The sequence below is a fragment of the Qipengyuania vesicularis genome (assembly GCF_019711415.1).
In the GTDB taxonomy this organism is placed as follows: Bacteria; Pseudomonadota; Alphaproteobacteria; order Sphingomonadales; family Sphingomonadaceae; genus Qipengyuania; species Qipengyuania vesicularis.
In genome coordinates this window covers 966090-982132 of sequence record NZ_JAIGNJ010000001.1, presented here as the reverse complement: position 1 = coordinate 982132, position 16043 = coordinate 966090, and the positions used below count along the sequence as shown (strand labels likewise).

15 protein-coding genes are annotated in these 16043 nt (G+C 63.1%); 10 read left to right on the top strand and 5 right to left on the bottom strand.

The window, feature by feature from the left end; translation table 11 throughout:
• Positions 1-26 precede the first annotated feature (26 nt).
• Positions 27-557, top strand: a complete 531-nt coding sequence (locus K3146_RS04890; RefSeq protein WP_221545043.1) for a hypothetical protein — start codon at positions 27-29, stop codon at positions 555-557.
• Positions 557-1435 (top strand): glycoside hydrolase, encoded by an 879-nt coding sequence (locus K3146_RS04885; RefSeq protein ID WP_247711006.1) that lies wholly within the window; start codon positions 557-559, stop codon positions 1433-1435. The genes K3146_RS04890 and K3146_RS04885 overlap by 1 nt, the downstream gene beginning before the upstream one ends.
• Here K3146_RS04885 and K3146_RS04880 read toward each other — a convergent pair.
• Together K3146_RS04880 and K3146_RS04875 are read right to left on the bottom strand one after the other, a co-directional pair.
• Positions 1432-3387 (bottom strand): acyltransferase family protein, encoded by a 1956-nt coding sequence (locus tag K3146_RS04880; protein WP_221545042.1) that lies wholly within the window; start codon positions 3385-3387, stop codon positions 1432-1434. The two genes, K3146_RS04885 and K3146_RS04880, sit on opposite strands and share 4 nt — an antisense overlap.
• 106 nt (positions 3388-3493) lie before the next feature.
• Positions 3494-4165 (bottom strand): peptidylprolyl isomerase, encoded by a 672-nt coding sequence (locus K3146_RS04875; protein WP_221545041.1) that lies wholly within the window; start codon positions 4163-4165, stop codon positions 3494-3496.
• Between the two features lie 155 nt (positions 4166-4320).
• Between K3146_RS04875 and K3146_RS04870 the strand changes: the two genes are divergently transcribed.
• Both K3146_RS04870 and K3146_RS04865 read left to right on the top strand, forming a co-directional pair.
• A complete protein-coding gene (locus K3146_RS04870; protein ID WP_221545040.1) occupies positions 4321-4710 on the top strand; it encodes a BlaI/MecI/CopY family transcriptional regulator in 390 nt (129 codons plus the stop codon).
• A complete protein-coding gene (locus K3146_RS04865) occupies positions 4707-6395 on the top strand; it encodes a M56 family metallopeptidase (protein WP_345723737.1) in 1689 nt (562 codons plus the stop codon). Before K3146_RS04870 ends, K3146_RS04865 begins: the two co-directional genes overlap by 4 nt.
• Positions 6396-6474: 79 nt before the next feature.
• On the opposite strand, the gene ypfJ is transcribed toward K3146_RS04865, so the two are convergent.
• A complete protein-coding gene (gene ypfJ, locus K3146_RS04860) occupies positions 6475-7329 on the bottom strand; it encodes a KPN_02809 family neutral zinc metallopeptidase (RefSeq protein WP_221545039.1) in 855 nt (284 codons plus the stop codon).
• 89 nt (positions 7330-7418) lie between these two features.
• Here ypfJ and K3146_RS04855 point away from each other — a divergent pair, with 89 nt between their 5' ends.
• The 4 genes from K3146_RS04855 (at position 7419) to K3146_RS04840 (ending at position 11799) form a co-directional block, all read left to right on the top strand.
• A complete protein-coding gene (locus K3146_RS04855) occupies positions 7419-8174 on the top strand; it encodes a 3-hydroxybutyrate dehydrogenase (RefSeq protein ID WP_221545038.1) in 756 nt (251 codons plus the stop codon).
• Positions 8175-8573: 399 nt separating this feature from the next.
• Entirely contained in the window at positions 8574-10037 is a 1464-nt protein-coding gene (guaB, locus tag K3146_RS04850) for an IMP dehydrogenase (protein WP_221545037.1), read from the top strand.
• A gap of 15 nt (positions 10038-10052) precedes the next feature.
• Complete coding sequence (locus K3146_RS04845; protein WP_221545036.1) at positions 10053-11231, top strand: RsmB/NOP family class I SAM-dependent RNA methyltransferase; 1179 nt, start codon at positions 10053-10055, stop codon at positions 11229-11231.
• Between the two features lie 61 nt (positions 11232-11292).
• On the top strand, positions 11293-11799 hold the full coding sequence (locus K3146_RS04840) for a tetratricopeptide repeat protein (RefSeq protein ID WP_221545035.1): 507 nt from the start codon (positions 11293-11295) through the stop codon (positions 11797-11799).
• 432 nt (positions 11800-12231) lie between these two features.
• Here K3146_RS04840 and K3146_RS04835 read toward each other — a convergent pair whose 3' ends face one another.
• Positions 12232-12705: an RNA pyrophosphohydrolase gene (locus K3146_RS04835; RefSeq protein ID WP_221545034.1), complete on the bottom strand. Its 474-nt coding sequence runs from the start codon at positions 12703-12705 to the stop codon at positions 12232-12234.
• Positions 12702-13652, bottom strand: a complete 951-nt coding sequence (locus K3146_RS04830) for an alpha/beta hydrolase (protein ID WP_221545033.1) — start codon at positions 13650-13652, stop codon at positions 12702-12704. Before K3146_RS04830 ends, K3146_RS04835 begins: the two co-directional genes overlap by 4 nt.
• A 175-nt stretch (positions 13653-13827) precedes the next feature.
• Between K3146_RS04830 and K3146_RS04825 the strand changes: the two genes are divergently transcribed.
• On the top strand, positions 13828-15771 hold the full coding sequence (locus K3146_RS04825; RefSeq protein WP_221545032.1) for a 2-oxoacid:acceptor oxidoreductase subunit alpha: 1944 nt from the start codon (positions 13828-13830) through the stop codon (positions 15769-15771).
• Positions 15772-16041 carry a hypothetical protein gene (locus K3146_RS04820; RefSeq protein WP_221545031.1) on the top strand — a complete coding sequence of 90 codons (270 nt, stop codon included), beginning with the start codon at positions 15772-15774 and terminating at the stop codon, positions 16039-16041.
• Positions 16042-16043: the final 2 nt, after the last annotated feature.

Genomic DNA, 16043 nt, shown 5'->3' with positions numbered 1-16043 from the left:
GCTGAAGGCATCGGGAGCGTTTGCGCTTGGAAATTTCGACCAGACGGGAGAAACTGCGCAAACGCCTTTCCGACTATTGGCGCTTGGAGATCGGGAACGCGTTTCTCGTCCCTGCGACTGCCGTTTTCGTCGCATACACCAGCGAATCGAGCATTGGCTGGCTGACGATCCTCACCTTCCTCCCCATGTGCGCCTTGCTGGTGCTTGGGGGCCTGTATTGGCGTGGCAAGCTGCTCGCCCTCGATGGCAATGACGAGGCCCTGCACGCTGCTCTAAGAATTGCCGACCGCTTCGATGGCATTCTGTGCGTGACCAGCTTCCTTGCTTTAGGAGCTGCACTGGCATCCTGGGTCTTCCCGCAGATGTCCGTGTCGCTTGGTGACCGGATCGCTGCGACGGTCTGCGGACTGCTGGCCGCGCTCGAATACGTCAACTACTACCATCGCCAGTTGCAGCACTTCGACAATGCCGCGGACTTCAAGCGCCTGATATCGGGCAAAGGTTTTCGAAAGTCCCAGATGGCCGCAGACCTTGAACGCTTCAGGTCGACGCCCTGATGTCGATCGGCCAGCTGCAACGGATGCTGTTCGGCGGAGCGTGCCTGCTGCTGGCCGCCTCCTGCGCGACAGTCGGCGACCCACCAGCCGAGCTGGAGACGAACAGCTTCTACTCAAAACACGCCTCGGCCCGCGGCATCCCGATCCTGTCGTCCTCCCGCGTCCCCGATGAAGCGCTTGTCGCCGCTCGCGATATGACTCGCAGCATTCTTGCGCATCGGCCCGAGCTCGCGAGCTGGCTCGCCGACAACGACTATCGCATCGCCATCATGGCCGAGAGCGAGGCGCTGCTCGACCTTCCCGAGAACGCCCACTGGACCAAGCCTGCGCGAGACGATCCGCGGCTGACGCGCTGTGAGATCAAGCACTACGATGCCCGCATCGGCTCCAAGACCGACCGCGAATACTGGGACGAGCGCGCCCGCGCAATTGGCGGCAAGCGCATGGCCGACGGGGTGGAAGACGTGCTCGGGCTCTATTCGAGCCGCTACTATGGCGAGACGATCTTCGTCCACGAGCTCGCGCATCTAGTGCTCGATGCGATCCAGGCGACCGATCCGGCGCTCTATTCGCAAGTCGAAGCGGCCTATGCCCACGCGCTGGCGAATGATCTGTGGCTTAATGAATACGCCACCACGACCATTCAGGAATATTGGGCTGAAGGGACGCAAATCTGGTTCAATTCGAACCGGCTGGTGGTCGTTGACGGGCGGCAAATCCTGAACCACCCGGACCTTCAGTCCTACGATCCCCAACTCTACGCCGCGCTCGCAAGGGCTTATGGCGATAGCCACCGCCTCAAGTCCGATCCCTTCTGGATGAGCCCCGCGCGCGTACCGCCGGGTCCGGTCCCGGAGAATACCGCCGAAGAGTGCTAGTCCGCGCTATCGCCCGCGGAGAGGAACTCGGAAAACCAGCCAGCATCCGCCGCCCGCTCCCCGAAAAGGCGGGCGCCATCGACGGTCCAGTGGCCATAGTCGTAGACCGTCTTCTTGCCCGCCGGGGTCAGCTGGCTGCAGCTGCCGAGCGCGTCATCGCAAACCAGTCGATAACGCGAGTAGACCGGCACTCCGGCCCTGCGGCCAAGCTCGGCGATCTCACGATTCTCCTGCGCGACGTTCGCTTCCTGAACCTTGAAGGCGCGACGATTGAACTCGTCGGTGTCCGGCATCTCACCCGTCAGTCGCGCTTCGTAGTCGAGGATGGGAAGCTGGCTCGGCTGGTCGAACTTCGCCGTATTGTCGATGAGTACCACCTGTTTGCCATCCGCAAGAAACTGCCGGATGACTTCGAGATGCCGCTCGGCGACGCCTGCCCACAGCGGAGCGATCGCGATGACATTTGCCGCCTTGTAATTCGGGCTGGCGACGAGCTGCGCGACCTGGTCGGCGCCGAAATGCCCGCCGAGGCCGAAACGGGCAAACTCCACGCCCTCGAAGCGCTCGCGGTTGAGGTAGAGCGCGTTGAACATGTCCTTGCCGTGCGAATTGCCGACCACCAGCACTTTGAGCCGCGCATCGGGGCTAAACCAGAGGCCACCGAGCTCATTGGGCGAGGGGCTGTGCGCCTCGGTCTTGCCGATCGTCCCTCCGGGCACGGCATCGATGACTTCCCAGCTTTCCCGGTCGAGGCGCTGGTTATCATAGTCGTTGGCGCCATAGATCGGGGCAAGCCTTGCCGCCATTGGGGCCTTGTCCATGTCGATCTGCTTCAGGCCGAAGGGCAGGGCGATCGCCAGCACCGTTGCCGAGGCCAGCAAGGTGAGGAACGGCTTGGTCGCCAGCTTGAAGCGCAGGGGCTTCTCGACCAGCCTGTAGCCCAGCCAGGACAGCGCAAAGGTCAGCGCGATCCAGACTGTCCAGTCAATCCAGTCGGCCGGCTCGATGAAGTAGAGACGGCCGAAGGCGAAGATCGGGAAATGCCAGAGGTAGAGGGAATAGGAGAGCTTGCCGATCCACACGCTGGGTCCGGCGGCCATCAGCCGCGTCGCCGGATCGCGCGGATTGGCGAATGCAATCATCATGCAAGTGCCGAGAATCGTCGGTATCGTCGCGAGGCCCGGGTGATAGGGGCTCTCGACCTTCAGGAACACCATCGAGACGATGACTGCAGCAAGGCCGAGCGACGGGGCGTATCGCAGCAGAATGGACTTGTCCGCCATCGCGCGGAAATCCCTGGTCGAAAGCGCAAGGACTGCGCCTGCGAGCAATTCCCAGGCCCGGCTGGCGGTCGAGAAGAAGGAAAAATCGCCGCGCCAGAAGGTCGATAGCTGGGCGAGCGCAAGGCTGGCCACAAGAAGCCCGACAGTAACGAGGACGATCCGATTGCGGGCGAACCGCATCAGCAGCAAGAGCAGGATCGGCCAGACGAGGTAGAACTGCTCCTCGATCGCGAGCGACCATGTGTGCAGGAACGGCTGCAACAGCCCCGATTGAGAGCCGTACTCGCCGAGTTCGAAATACCAGAAGAAATTGCTGTAGAAGCCAAGCGCCGCCCACAGCGAGTTGGCGAAGCTCTGCATCTCGCTCGGCAGCAGCACGGCATAGGCAACCGGAATGCTTGCGAACAGGACGAGGAAGAGCGGCGGCAGGATGCGCCTCGCGCGCCTCAGATAGAAACCGCTGAAATCGATCCGTCCGCTCGCCGCGATCTCCTTGGCGACGATACTGGTGATGAGGAAGCCGGAGAGGACGAAGAAGACGTCCACGCCCAGGAACCCGCCCGGCAGGATATAGCTGTCGGGCGAGGGCATGCGCAGGTGGTAGATCAAGACCGATACCACCGCGACCGCGCGCATACCGTCTATCTCTGGACGATAGGAAATTGCCACTCGCTCTTGCCCGCCCCTCAACTGCCCGTCTAGCTGCTTGCGGAGGGCATAGCGGGAAAACGCTGCGTGTTCATGGCCGCGCGGACCATTTTCACCGACCGCCTCACTATTGGACGGTTTCGACCCGGCGCACGTCGACGATCTCGACCGGATCGGCGAGCATCTGACCCTTCATCCAGCCTTCGCCTAGTTCCGGGTCGCGCGGACTTGCGTGGATGGCGAGAACCACGTCCATGCCGTCCACGACATAGCCGAACACCGCATAGCCAAGCTGCATGTTGGGATCATCGCTATCGGGTTGGGCGTCGAGACCGGTCTGGTCCTTGATCATGATCGAGAAATCGCCCGTCGCCGTGCCCGGATCGAGACGTGCCATCGAAAGCGCTCCATTGGTGTGGCTGAGGCCGGTTTCACTGGTCGGCTCGTGCGCGATCCCATCGACGATGCGGTCGGGATTGTTTTGCGTCCCGCCCTGCAGCAATCCGTTGGGCGGCTCGCCCCAATCAAGGTGCATGGCACGGTAGAAGATCGTGCCGTCGAAGCGGTCTTCATCGGCATAGCGCAGGAAGTTGGCGGCAGTGATCGGGGCCCGTTCGGTCTCCAGCGCCACCGTGATGTCGCCCATCGTCGTTTCGATCACGACCAGGGTGGTCTCGGGCTCTTCAATTTCGACTGGCGCCTCATCCTGCGCGGCGAGCGGAGTGGCGAGAAGGGCGAGGGGCAGGAGCATGCGAAGGGTCATGGATGAGAAGATACGCCTAACGCGCTCGACGTCCATCGATTTCCGCCATGCCTGCGCAGATGCGTGCTTGCTTTCCACAGCAGCCGCGCGAGGCTGAACATCCATTCATGCACGCTTCATGTTTACAATCGTAGTCGACATGGCTACAGGCGTAATCGTACACGAAGCGCCTAGAGGGGAGTTAGTCGAGAATGGCCAAGCGCAAGCAGGGACCCGGCGAACGGATCAGTGAAGCCGAACACGCCGTGATGGAGGCGCTGTGGGACCAGAGCCCGCTGTCCGCCGCCGATGTCTGCGACCGCGTCTGTGCCGCAAACGACTGGTCGATCCCGACCGTGAAGACACTCCTCAGCCGCCTCGTCTCCAAGGGCGCGGTCGGCACCGAGCCGGAGGGGCGCAAGTTCCTCTACCACCCGCTTGTCGAACGATCCGATTATGTCGGCGGGGAAAGCCGCCGCCTGGTCGATCGCCTTTTCGGCGGGCGCGCGGCGCCGCTTTTCGCCCATCTGGCCGAGAACGAGGCGCTAACGGATGACGATCTCGAGGAAATCGAGGCGCTGCTGAGGGAGATGCGAAAGTGACCGAGCTTTTGCGGGCTTATTGGGACTGGTTCCTCTTCGACACCTTATTGTGGACCGGGGCGCTGATCGCGCTGGTCATGCTGCTGCGGCGGCCGGTCGCACGAAATTTCGGGGCAGGGGCAGCCTATGCGCTGTGGTTCCTGCCGCTGGCACGCCTCGTCATTCCACCGTTCACCCTTCCTAGCTGGATGCGTCCGCTGGCACCGACGGCAGAGGAGGTTGCAGAGCCGGTCCTTGCCTTCGAGGCCGAGACCATCGTCATGCCTGTCGCCGAGCCGGGCAGCAACGCTCCGACGGTACTTGTCGAGGCTGCGCCGACGTTCGACTTCCTGACGCCATTGCTGCTCTTGTGGCTGGGCGGGGCAGTGGTTTTCCTCGTGCGGCGGTTCTGGCTCTATTTCGCGCTTCGCCGCGACCTGCTCGAAGATGCGCGGCCCGTCGGCGATGTCGGGTCGATCCGCCTTATCGAAACGCCGGCGATCTCCGGACCCATGGCCTTCGGTGTCATCGACCGCGTGATCGCGCTGCCCGAAGGCTTCATGGCGAGCCGTGCACGCCAGCAGCGTGATCTCGCCATCGAGCACGAGCTGGCCCACCATCGCGGCGGCGATTTGCTGGTCAATATGGCCGTGCAGCCGCTGTTCGCGGTCCATTGGTTCAATCCGCTGGCCTATCTTGGGTGGAACGCGCTGCGGCGCGACCAGGAAGCCTTCTGCGATACCCGCGTCGTCGCCGCCCGCCCCCGCGAGGAGCGTGCCGCCTATGCCGGTATCATTGCCGATTTCGCTCGCCTTCCGGGTCTGACGCCGCGCCCTGCGCTGGCGGCGCCGATGGCCTGTCCAGTTCTGGGGGACAAGTCGATAATCCACCGTTTGAGGAGTTTATCCATGTCCGATATTTCGCCGCGCCGCCGCCTGATGGGCCGGGGCGCACTGGCAAGCGCCTTCCTGGCCGTGCCGCTCACCGCAACGATTTGCTTCGCCGAGGTTTCGGCAAGCGAGGTGCCCGAGCCGCCGCAGCCTCCGTCGCCTGCCGTTTGGGCGGAAGTCCCCGCACCTCCGGCGCCACCGGCCCCGCCCGAGCCTTCCGAGTTCGACCGCGAATTCGACGAGGTCGAGCGCGAAATTGCCGAAGCGCAGATCGAAATCGAGGAAGCGCGCCGCGAGATCATCGAGATCGAGCGTGAGCTGGCCGGAGAGCATGGCAGCAAGTCCAAGCGTCGCCACGTAGTCGTCAATGGCAAGGAATGGGACGAACTCGATGCCGAGGAGCGCGCAGAGCTTCGTGCCGAGATGGCCGAATTGCGCGCGCAGCTGGCCGAAGGCGGCGAGCTGCACATGGAAATGGAGAAGCTTCGCAAGCAGTTTGGCGAGAACGGCGAGATGCGCCGCGAGATTCGCCTCGCATTGGCCGAAGCAGAGCAGGCGGGTGCCATCGCAAGTGCCAATGCGCCCAAGGTGGTGGTTTCGTGCAAAGACGAATTCACGCCGGTAACGTCGGAAACCGACGCGAATGGCAAGACCACGCTGTTCGTCTGCGAGACTGCCACCGAGAAGATGGCCCTGCGCGCCATGACCCAGGCTCGCGCGGCGATCGCTTCGGAGAAATCGCTTTCGGCCGAAGAACGGGCAGAGGCGTTGCGCTCGCTCGATGCAGAGATCGCAGAGCTGAAGCGCAAGAAGTGAACTAGCTCACCATAGATCAAAGAAAGCGGCCGGCCCCCATTCGGGAGCCGGCCGTCTTCGATTCTGGCTCGGCCTGCAATTACCGAAGCACGGTATACTCGTCGCAAACCCGGTCGTCGCCGCGCAATCCTGCGCGAAGAGCCTCGCTGCGCTGGGCGCTGGTGCCGTGGGTGAAGTTCTCGGACGAGACACGGCCCCTGGTCAGCGTATCGTCGCCGATCGCTGCGGCGGCTTCCATGCCCTCCTCGATATCGCCGGGCTCGATCAGATTGCGGTTCCGACCCGCCCAGACCCCGGCATAGCAATCGGCCTGCAACTCCATGCGTACGCTGAGCTGGTTCGCCAAGCGCGGGTTCTGCTGCTGCGCGCTGCGGATCTGGCCGGAAATCCCGGTAATGGTCTGGATGTGATGGCCATATTCATGCGCAAGGACGTAGTAACGCGCGAAATCGCCGCTGTTGCCTGCCATGCGGGCCAACTGGTCATAGAAGCTGGTGTCGATATAGATGGTCTGGTCGCCGGGGCAGTAGAACGGACCCATGGCCGAGCTGCCGCTTCCGCAGGCAGTGCGGACCGATCCGCTGAACAGGTCGAGCGTGGGCTGCTGGAACCGATCGCCGAGGCCCTGTTCCTGGAAGACGCGCGCCCATGTCTGATTGAGTGACTGCAAGCCATTGCACGCCTCATTGGCATATTGGCTCGAGTTGCAGATCTCTTCCTCGTTGGTGCTTGCCGGGCCTGCCTGCTGCGATCCTTGCTGAACGCTCTCCACCGTAGCGGCGGTCTGGAACGGATCGAGCCCGAACACGAAATAGCCCAGCGCGGCGATGATGATCGTCCCGCAGCCGAGCCCACCCGCGCGGCCGCCGGGCATGCCGCCCCCGCTGCTCGAACGCACATTGATATTGCTGGTGTTGAACGGATTAAGCCGCATCTGTCTCCCCTTCGTGCTTCCCCGCTTTACAGCTACGTCCAGCTGCGCGATGGCCTGTCTTACTGACATCCAAACGCTCGGAGAGCCAAATGTTTCTCGAAGGTAAGCGCGCCCTTGTTACCGGATCGACCAGCGGCATCGGCCTCGCCATTGCCCGTTCGCTCGCGGCAGAGGGCGCGCAAGTGGTCCTCAACGGCTTCGGCAACGAAGGTGAGATTGCAGCCTTGTGCGAGGAACTGGGCGCGACCCACAGCGGCGCAGACCTCACCGATGTGACTGCGGTCGAGGCGATGATGGCCGAGGCGGGCGATATCGACATCCTCGTCAACAACGCCGGCATGCAACATGTCTCCCCGGTGGAGGATTTCCCGGTCGAGAAGTGGGACAAGCTCGTCGCGCTGAACCTCTCCGCCGTGTTTCACTGCACTCGGCTCGTCGTGCCGGGTATGAAGAAGCGCGGGTGGGGGCGGATCATCAACACCGCCAGCGCCCATTCGAAGGTCGCGAGCCCTTTCAAGAGCGCCTACAACGCCACCAAGCATGGCGTGGACGGCTTCACCAAGACCATCGCGCTGGAGCTGGCCGAGTTCGGCGTCACGGCGAACTGCATCAGCCCCGGCTATGTTTGGACCCCACTTATCGAAGGCCAGATCCCCGACACGATGAAAGCGCGCAACATGACGCGCGAACAGGTGATCAACGATGTGCTGCTGGTGAAACAGGCGACCAAGAAATTCGTCCAGCCAGAGGAAATTGGCGCTCTGGCCGCCTTCCTGTGCCGCGACGAAGCGCAGAACGTGAACGGGGCGAACTGGAGCGTCGATGGCGGGTGGACAGCGGAGTGATGTTTCAGCCGGGTCGGCGCAAGGCTGACTTCTTGTTAGTGGCTGGTCTGCTTTTTCTGACGGCGGTTAGTGCTGGTTTCTTCTGGTTACAGACAGCAGGGCCGAGTTCAGAGGAAACCGCCACGATTGTGTCACTGAGCAATTCAGTCGGCTCCGAGGGTCAGAACGCCATTGTTGTCATCCGTAATTCAAACGGTGACACGAGACAGCTGCAAGCGCCGAGAAGGCTTCTCGTCGGATGCCGGATCGGCGATCGAATCGAGATCATCAGGCGCAAGCATTCAGTGGAAGTCAGCCCAGCTGGCTGCTTCGCTGCCAAATAGCTCTTCGCCCCCTAGCTAATCCCCCAAACCGTCGTTACATGGGCCGCCACATTCCTCCCGGCAGGCGATTCTCTACGTGGCACATCTCGACATTCCCCTTGGCCTTACCTTCGACGACGTTCTCCTGCGTCCGGCCGAGAGCGATATCCTTCCCTCGATGGCCAATACCGCCACGCGGCTTACGCGCGGGATCCACCTCAACATCCCCGTGATCTCCTCCGCGATGGATACGGTGACCGAGGCGGACATGGCGATTGCGATGGCGCAGCTGGGCGGGATCGGCGTGCTGCATCGCAATTTCGAAGTCGATGATCAGGCCGCCGCTGTCCGCGCCGTAAAGCGGTACGAAAGCGGCATGGTGGTCAACCCGATCACCATCCATCCCGACGCCACGCTGGGCGATGCGCAGCAGATCATGACGGCAAACCGCATCAGCGGCATCCCAGTGACCGATCGCGGCGGCAAGCTGGTCGGAATCCTGACCAATCGCGACGTGCGCTTTGCGGAGAACCCGCGCCAGCCCGTCAGCGAGCTGATGACGACCGAGAACCTCGCCACCGTGCCGCTCGGGACAAGTCAGGAGGAGGCGCGGAAACTGCTCCACCAGCGCCGGATCGAGAAGCTGCTCGTAATCGACGATGGCGGACGCTGCGTCGGCCTTATCACGGTCAAGGACATCGAGAAGGCAGTCGCCTATCCCGACGCCACCAAGGACGAGCAGGGCCGCCTGCGCGTCGCGGCGGCCACGACTGTTGGCGACAAGGGTTTCGAGCGCACCGAGGCGCTGATCGATGCGGGCGTGGACGTGGTCGTCATCGACACCGCGCATGGCCACAACAAGGAAGTCTCCAAGGCGGTCGAGCGCGTGAAAAAGCTCTCCAACGCCGTGCAGGTGGTGGCGGGCAATGTCGCCACTGGTGAAGCTACCAAGGCGCTGTGCGGCGCGGGAGCCGACGCAGTGAAGGTTGGTATCGGCCCGGGCTCGATCTGCACCACGCGCGTGGTCGCAGGCGTCGGCGTGCCGCAGCTTACAGCGATCATGGACAGCGTCGAGGAAGCCGAGAAGCAGGGCGTGCCCGTCATCGGCGACGGCGGCCTGCGCACCAGCGGCGATGCGGCCAAGGCGCTTGCCGCGGGTGCCTCCAGCATCATGATAGGTTCGATGCTTGCCGGGACCGAAGAGGCACCGGGCGAGACATTCATCTACCAGGGTCGCAGCTACAAGGCCTATCGCGGCATGGGCAGCGTGGGCGCGATGGCGCGCGGCAGCGCCGACCGCTATTTCCAGGCCGATGTCAGCCAGCAGAAGCTGGTGCCCGAGGGGATCGAAGGCCAGGTTCCTTACAAGGGCCACGCGGCCGCTGTGATCCACCAGCTTGTCGGCGGCATCAAGGCGGCGATGGGTTATACCGGGAGCGCCACGATCGAAGACCTGCGCAAGAATGCGAACTTCGTGCGCATCACCAACGCCGGCCTGACCGAGAGCCACGTCCACGACGTGTCGATCACGCGTGAGGCACCGAACTATCCGACGCGCTGATCGGAGAGGGGAAGCATGACCCCCGCTGCCCGCGTACAGACCTCGATCGAAATGCTTGATGCGATCATCGAGGCAGCGCGCTCCAAAGGCGCTCCCGCAGACCGCATCCTTGCCGAGTGGTTCCGCAACAACCGTTTCGCCGGATCGAAGGACCGGCGTGCGATCCGCGAGCTCGTCTTCTCTGCCATCCGCACCTGTGGTCCGATGCCAGATAGCGGGCGCGCAGCCATGCTACGACTGGCGGAGACCGATCCCGCAATCGCTCCCCTGTTCGACGGGTCGAACTACGGTCCCACGCCAATTGGCGATGCCGATACACCTGCGGAAGATGGGGTAGCACCGCTGTGGCTGAACGAGCGGCTCGCTGCCAGTGACATCGCGGGACCGGATGCCGACGCGCTCCTGTCACGGGCACCGCTCGATTTGCGGGTCAACACACTCAAGGCCAGCCGCGCTACGCTTTCCCTTCCAGTCGGGGCGGCGAACACCGACGCGCCGAATGGTCTCCGGCTCGAGCCGGGCACGCAGGTCGAGCAATGGGCCGAATGGCGCGAAGGCAAGGTCGAGGTGCAGGATACGGGCTCCCAGCTCGCTTGCCTGGCAGTGGATGCGCAGCCCGGCGAGACAGTGGTCGATCTATGCGCCGGTGGTGGCGGCAAGACGCTGGCACTGGCCGCGACGATGGACAATCTCGGCCGCCTCATCGCATCCGACACCGATCGGGGCCGCCTCTCGCGCCTTGCGCCCCGGGCCGAGCGGGCGGGGGCATCCATCATCGAGACACGGCTGCTCGACCCCAAGCGCGAATTCGAGGCGCTGGCCGATCTCGAGGGGCAGGCCGGCGCCGTGATGGTCGATGCGCCCTGTTCCGGCACAGGCACCTGGCGGCGCAACCCGGAGGCGCGCTGGCGGCTCGACGAGTCAGAACTGGCACGTTTGACGGCGTTGCAGGCGGAGCTGCTCGATCTTGCGGCAAGGCTGGTGAAGCCCGGCGGCCGTCTCATCTATGTCACATGCTCGCTGCTGGACGAGGAGGGCGCTGGGCAGTTCGACAGCTTCCTCTCCCGCGCCAATGCATTCACATCGCGGGAGATTTCGCTGCCCCTCGGTCGCCCGCGCGGGAACGGGATTCGCCTGACGCCGTATCACGACGGCACGGACGGATTTTTCATCGCCCGTGCAGCTAGATCGTGATAGCCTTCCCGTTATGGCTACCATGCAGCCTTCCGCGAAAAGATCGCTAACGGAGACGATAATGCGTTTTGCCCCTGCCGCCGCCGCCCTGTCCCTGGCCCTGGCCATGACTGCGAGCGTCAGTATCGGGCAGGAACGCGATCCCGATCCGCGCGCTGGCGTTCTGATTGCCGAGGGTAAATCGGCGTTGAACGCTGGCGACACGCAGGGCGCGATCGATGCATTCGAGGCCGCATTGGCGGTTGATCCGGGCTATACGCCGGTCTTCGTCCTGCTTGCCGAGGCCGCAAGGTCCGACGGGCTGCAGGGCAAGGCCATCCGTTACTACCGTGAAGCGATCGACCGCGATCCCGGCAACCTCGCCGCCATTGCGGGCGAGGGCGAGGCGCTGGCCGAAAAGGGCGCGCTCGACAAGGCGCGGCTCAATCTCGCCAAGGTCCAGTCGCTGTGCGGCGACAGCTGCCCTGAAACGCTCAGCCTTGCCAATTCGATTGCAGCGGGCGCTCGCGCGCAGGTGGTAACGGCCGAAGTGAACGTACCCGACGCGACCACGCCGCAGTCGAATTGAGCTACAGCCCTTACAGCGGGCCGGGCGCCCCGCGCGCATTTCTATTCGCGTTGATCGGCAATGCGTTGGGGTTTGGACTAGCGATGCCGCCAACTAGGCTGTTGAACCGGTTCGAATTTCGACTTGACGAAGTTGGTCTTACCGATGTGTTGGTTGAAATTGCGATGACCCCCGTTTGGGCGCTGGTTTCACCAATTTTTGGCTTCATTCCGATGGCCATCGCCGCGATAATGATATTCTTGGCTGACCGCCTTTCTCCCTTCCGTCATATCGTCATTTGGCTCGTTGCGGGCATGGCCACCTCATACCTTATCGCGATGGCTTCGCTCTTTCTGTCGAGCCACGAGCGAGAATATCCGGAATGGATCTGGATCTCGAATTTCTTTCAGTGCCTCGCGTGCTTCTTAGGGGGATGGCTAGGGTTTCGTGTCTTCAAACCAGCTCCCGAAACTCCTCGAGAACCGCGCGGTAGACCCGCTTCTTGAACGGCACGATCAAATCGGGCAATTGCTCGGGATCGACCCATTTCCAGTCACAGAACTCGGCCGGATCATGCGCTTCGAGGTCGATATCTTCGTCAGCGCCTGAAAAGCGGGCGAGGAACCAGATCTGCTCCTGCCCGCGATACTTCCCGCCCCATAGTTTGCCGATAAGCTCTTCGGGCAGGTCGTAACGGATCGGTTCGCGTGTCTGCTGGATCAGCGAGACATGTTCCGCCTTTGCTCCCGTCTCTTCTGCCAGTTCGCGGAGCGCGGCTGCCTCGAGGTCCTCGCCTTCATCGACGCCGCCCTGGGGCATTTGCCACCAGTCGCCCTCCTTGTTGTCGATCCTGCGACCGACAAAGGCACGCCCGTCGCCATTGACGAGCATCACGCCGACGCAGGGTCGGTATCCCAACTCGCTCACTTGTAGCGCTCCACCATCAATTCCACCGCGTCGAGAAAGGCATCGAGGTCCGCTTGCCCGCTGGGCATCGCCTTTCTCAGCGTCGTGAAGCCATGGATGATCCCGGGAAATTCGAGATAGACCACCTCGGTGCCCTGCTGGATCAGGTGCGCGGCATACTCGCGTCCGGAGTCGCGCAAGGGGTCGAGCCCGGCGGTGCACACGACGGTGGGCGGCGTGTTCGAACAATCGCCGATCATAGGCAGGTTGCGCGGATCGTCGGGATTAGCGGCATATTGCTCGGTGAACCAACTCATGGCAGCGCCGGTCAGCAGGAAGCCTTCGGCAAAGAGGCGCAGGCTTTCGTGCTGGCTGACGTCGCTGGCCACCGGGTAGATGGGCGCCTGGACGATCACCGGCACATCTGCTGGCTCGTTCATCAGCTGGTTGGTGGTTACGATGGTGAGGTTCCCGCCTGCGCTATCGCCCGTGATGACCAGGCCGGTGATGTCGCGGCCCAGCGCCTCGGGAGAGGTGGCGATCCAGCGTGCTGCCGCCTCGCAATCGTCGGGCGCGGCAGGGAAGGGGTGTTCCGGCGCGAGTCGGTACTCGACCGAGACGACCGGCAGGTCGAGCCGATGCGCGATCTCGGTGCAGAGGGCGTTGTAGACGTCGCGGTCGCCGATCACGAAGCCTCCGCCATGGATGAAGATCACGCAGGGCGAGGGGCCGCGGCTTTCCTTGGCGTCATAGAAGCGCAGCGGAATATCACCCGCAGGGCCGGGGCAGGATACGTCCTTGATCACCGCGAGGTCGCGGGCGGGGGCTTCGGCCAACATGCCCAAAGTCTTCATTTGCGTGCGACCCGCCTCGGCGCCGACTTCCTCCACACCCTGGCCGCCCATCTGTTCCAGCATGTCGAGGAAGGCGCGCACGTCGTCGCGCACGAAATGTTCGGTGTCGGCCATCGAGTCTCTCCACTATTCGTTGCAAATCGGGACTAACCCCCTCCTGCGCGCTTTTCCACCGCGCTTTTTCCGGCTAGCAGAGAAACTTCATTGCGAGAGGTTGGGGCGGCCTCTAGGCGGGCCCTCCCGATGAAACAGCGCCGCTCGAGACGGCGCGCGACAAGGAATTGACCGGATGGCAACAGCCGCCACCGCGCCGCAGGACGGCCTCCCCGCATCTCCAGAAGCCATTGTCGTGCGGTTCGCCGGCGACTCGGGCGACGGCATGCAGCTCACCGGGGGGCAGTTCACGCTCTCCACCGCGCTGGCGGGCAACGATCTTGCGACCTTTCCCGATTTCCCCGCCGAGATCCGCGCGCCGCAGGGCACGCTGTTCGGCGTGTCGGCGTTCCAGATCAATTTCGGCAGCCGCTCGATCAACACCGCAGGCGATGCACCGGATGTGCTGGTGGCGATGAACCCGGCGGCATTGAAGGTGAACCTTTCGGCACTCAAGCCCGGCGGCCTGATCATTGCCGACACCGGCGCTTTTACCAAGCGCAACCTCGACAAGGCGAAATATGCCGCCAATCCGCTCGAGGACGGCAGCCTTGCGAAGTATGACGTGCTGGCCTTCGACATCAGTGAGAAGACGATTGAGGCGGTGAAGCCCTTCGGTCTGGGCAACAAGGATGCGCTGCGGTCCAAGAACATGTGGACGCTGGGCCTAGCGCTGTGGATGTTCGACCGCGAGCGCGAGCCGATCCACGCATGGCTGAAGGCAAAGTTCAAATCGAAGCCCGATATCGCCGATGCCAATATCGCCGCGCTCGATGCAGGCCATGCCTATGGCGAAACGGCGGAGCTGGCAGGGCCTCTGAAGCAGGTCCATGTCGACCCAGTACCGACCGATCCCGGCCTCTATCGCACCGTAACGGGCGCAGAAGCCGTCAGCCTCGGGTTGGTTGCGGGTGCGCAGTTGGCCGAACTCCCGATGTTCTTCGGCGGCTATCCGATCACGCCCGCCTCGGCGATCCTCCATCACCTCGCACGCTTGAAGGAATTCGGCGTCACGACCTTCCAGGCGGAAGACGAGATCGCGGCCGTCTGCGCCGCTATCGGCGCGAGCTGGGCGGGGCAGCTTGGCGTCACGTCGTCATCGGGCCCCGGCATTGCCTTGAAGACCGAAGCCATCGGCCTGGGCATCATGACCGAACTGCCGCTGGTGATCGTCAATTCGCAGCGCGGCGGCCCCTCGACGGGCCTGCCCACCAAGACCGAGCAGAGCGATCTCTACCAAGCGGTCTATGGCCGCAATGGCGATGCGCCGATGCCGGTCATCGCCGCGCGCAGCCCCTCGGACGCGTTCGAAGTCGCAATCGAGGCCTGCCGCATCGCGACGCAATACATGACCCCGGTCATGCTGCTCACCGATGGCTACATCGCCAATGCCGCAGAGCCCTGGAAGGTGCCCGATCCCGATACATTCGAGCCGTTCCCGGCCAAGTTCCTGACGGAGAAGAATGGCGAGGACGAGGAAGGCAATCCGACCTTCCTCCCCTACAAGCGCGACGAGAAGGGCGCGCGTCCCTGGGTCAAGCCCGGCACACCCGACCTGATGCACCGCATCGGCGGAATCGAGAAGCACGAGCTGACCGGCAATATCGACTATTCGCCCGACAACCACCAACGGATGACCGACCTGCGCAAGCAGAAGGTCGAGGGCATTGCCGTGCCCGATCAGGAAGTCGCTCTGGGCGAGACCTCGGGCAAGCTCGCCGTGGTGGGCTGGGGCAGTACCTATGGCCCGATCCACCAGGCCGTGCGTCGCAGCATCGAGAAGGGCTGCTCGGTCAGCCACATCCATGTGCGCCATATCTGGCCGATGCCGAAGAATTTGGGCGACCTGCTGCGTGGGTTCGACCACGTGCTGGTGCCGGAAATGAACACGGGCCAGTTCAAGACCGTGCTGCGCGACCAGTTCCTCGTCGATGCGCAAGCGCTGACAAAGACCAGCGGCCAGCCCTTCCAGATCGCCGAACTCGAAGCAGAGATCGCCAAGTTCTTCGACGGCATTCCCGGCAACGAAGGCGGGCAGGTCCCCGCCAATGACGAGCAGCTTCCGAGCACGGAGATGTAGTTGAAATTTCTCAGTGCCTGCATGGTCCCGCTTGCGACGATCTTTGCTGCGGCACTGGGCGCAGCTTTGACTGACATATTTGGACTAACCGATTGGGCCTTTGTACTGATGGCGTTAGTTCTTGGCACCCTTTTGTTTGTTTTTGGGAAAACAAAACCAGCTACGAGCATGTCGGCGCATGGTGGTGCCCAATACCTTTCGCGAATGCTTGGCTATGGCTTCTTCATCTCAAGCACTTTTCCAGTTCTCATACCTTTGTTGGCGGATTGAAA

Bases quoted from the DNA above. Each gene is read 5' to 3' on its own strand.
- K3146_RS04885 (WP_247711006.1), top strand. From the start codon at position 557: ATGTCGATCGGCCAGCTGCAACGGATGCTGTTCGGCGGAGCGTGCCTG.
- K3146_RS04875 (WP_221545041.1), bottom strand. From the start codon at position 4,165: ATGGACGTCGAGCGCGTTAGGCGTATCTTCTCATCCATGACCCTTCGC.
- K3146_RS04870 (WP_221545040.1), top strand. From the start codon at position 4,321: ATGGCCAAGCGCAAGCAGGGACCCGGCGAACGGATCAGTGAAGCCGAA.
- ypfJ (WP_221545039.1), bottom strand. From the start codon at position 7,329: ATGCGGCTTAATCCGTTCAACACCAGCAATATCAATGTGCGTTCGAGC.
- K3146_RS04855 (WP_221545038.1), top strand. From the start codon at position 7,419: ATGTTTCTCGAAGGTAAGCGCGCCCTTGTTACCGGATCGACCAGCGGC.
- K3146_RS04845 (WP_221545036.1), top strand. From the start codon at position 10,053: ATGACCCCCGCTGCCCGCGTACAGACCTCGATCGAAATGCTTGATGCG.
- K3146_RS04840 (WP_221545035.1), top strand. From the start codon at position 11,293: ATGCGTTTTGCCCCTGCCGCCGCCGCCCTGTCCCTGGCCCTGGCCATG.
- K3146_RS04830 (WP_221545033.1), bottom strand. From the start codon at position 13,652: ATGGCCGACACCGAACATTTCGTGCGCGACGACGTGCGCGCCTTCCTC.
- K3146_RS04825 (WP_221545032.1), top strand. From the start codon at position 13,828: ATGGCAACAGCCGCCACCGCGCCGCAGGACGGCCTCCCCGCATCTCCA.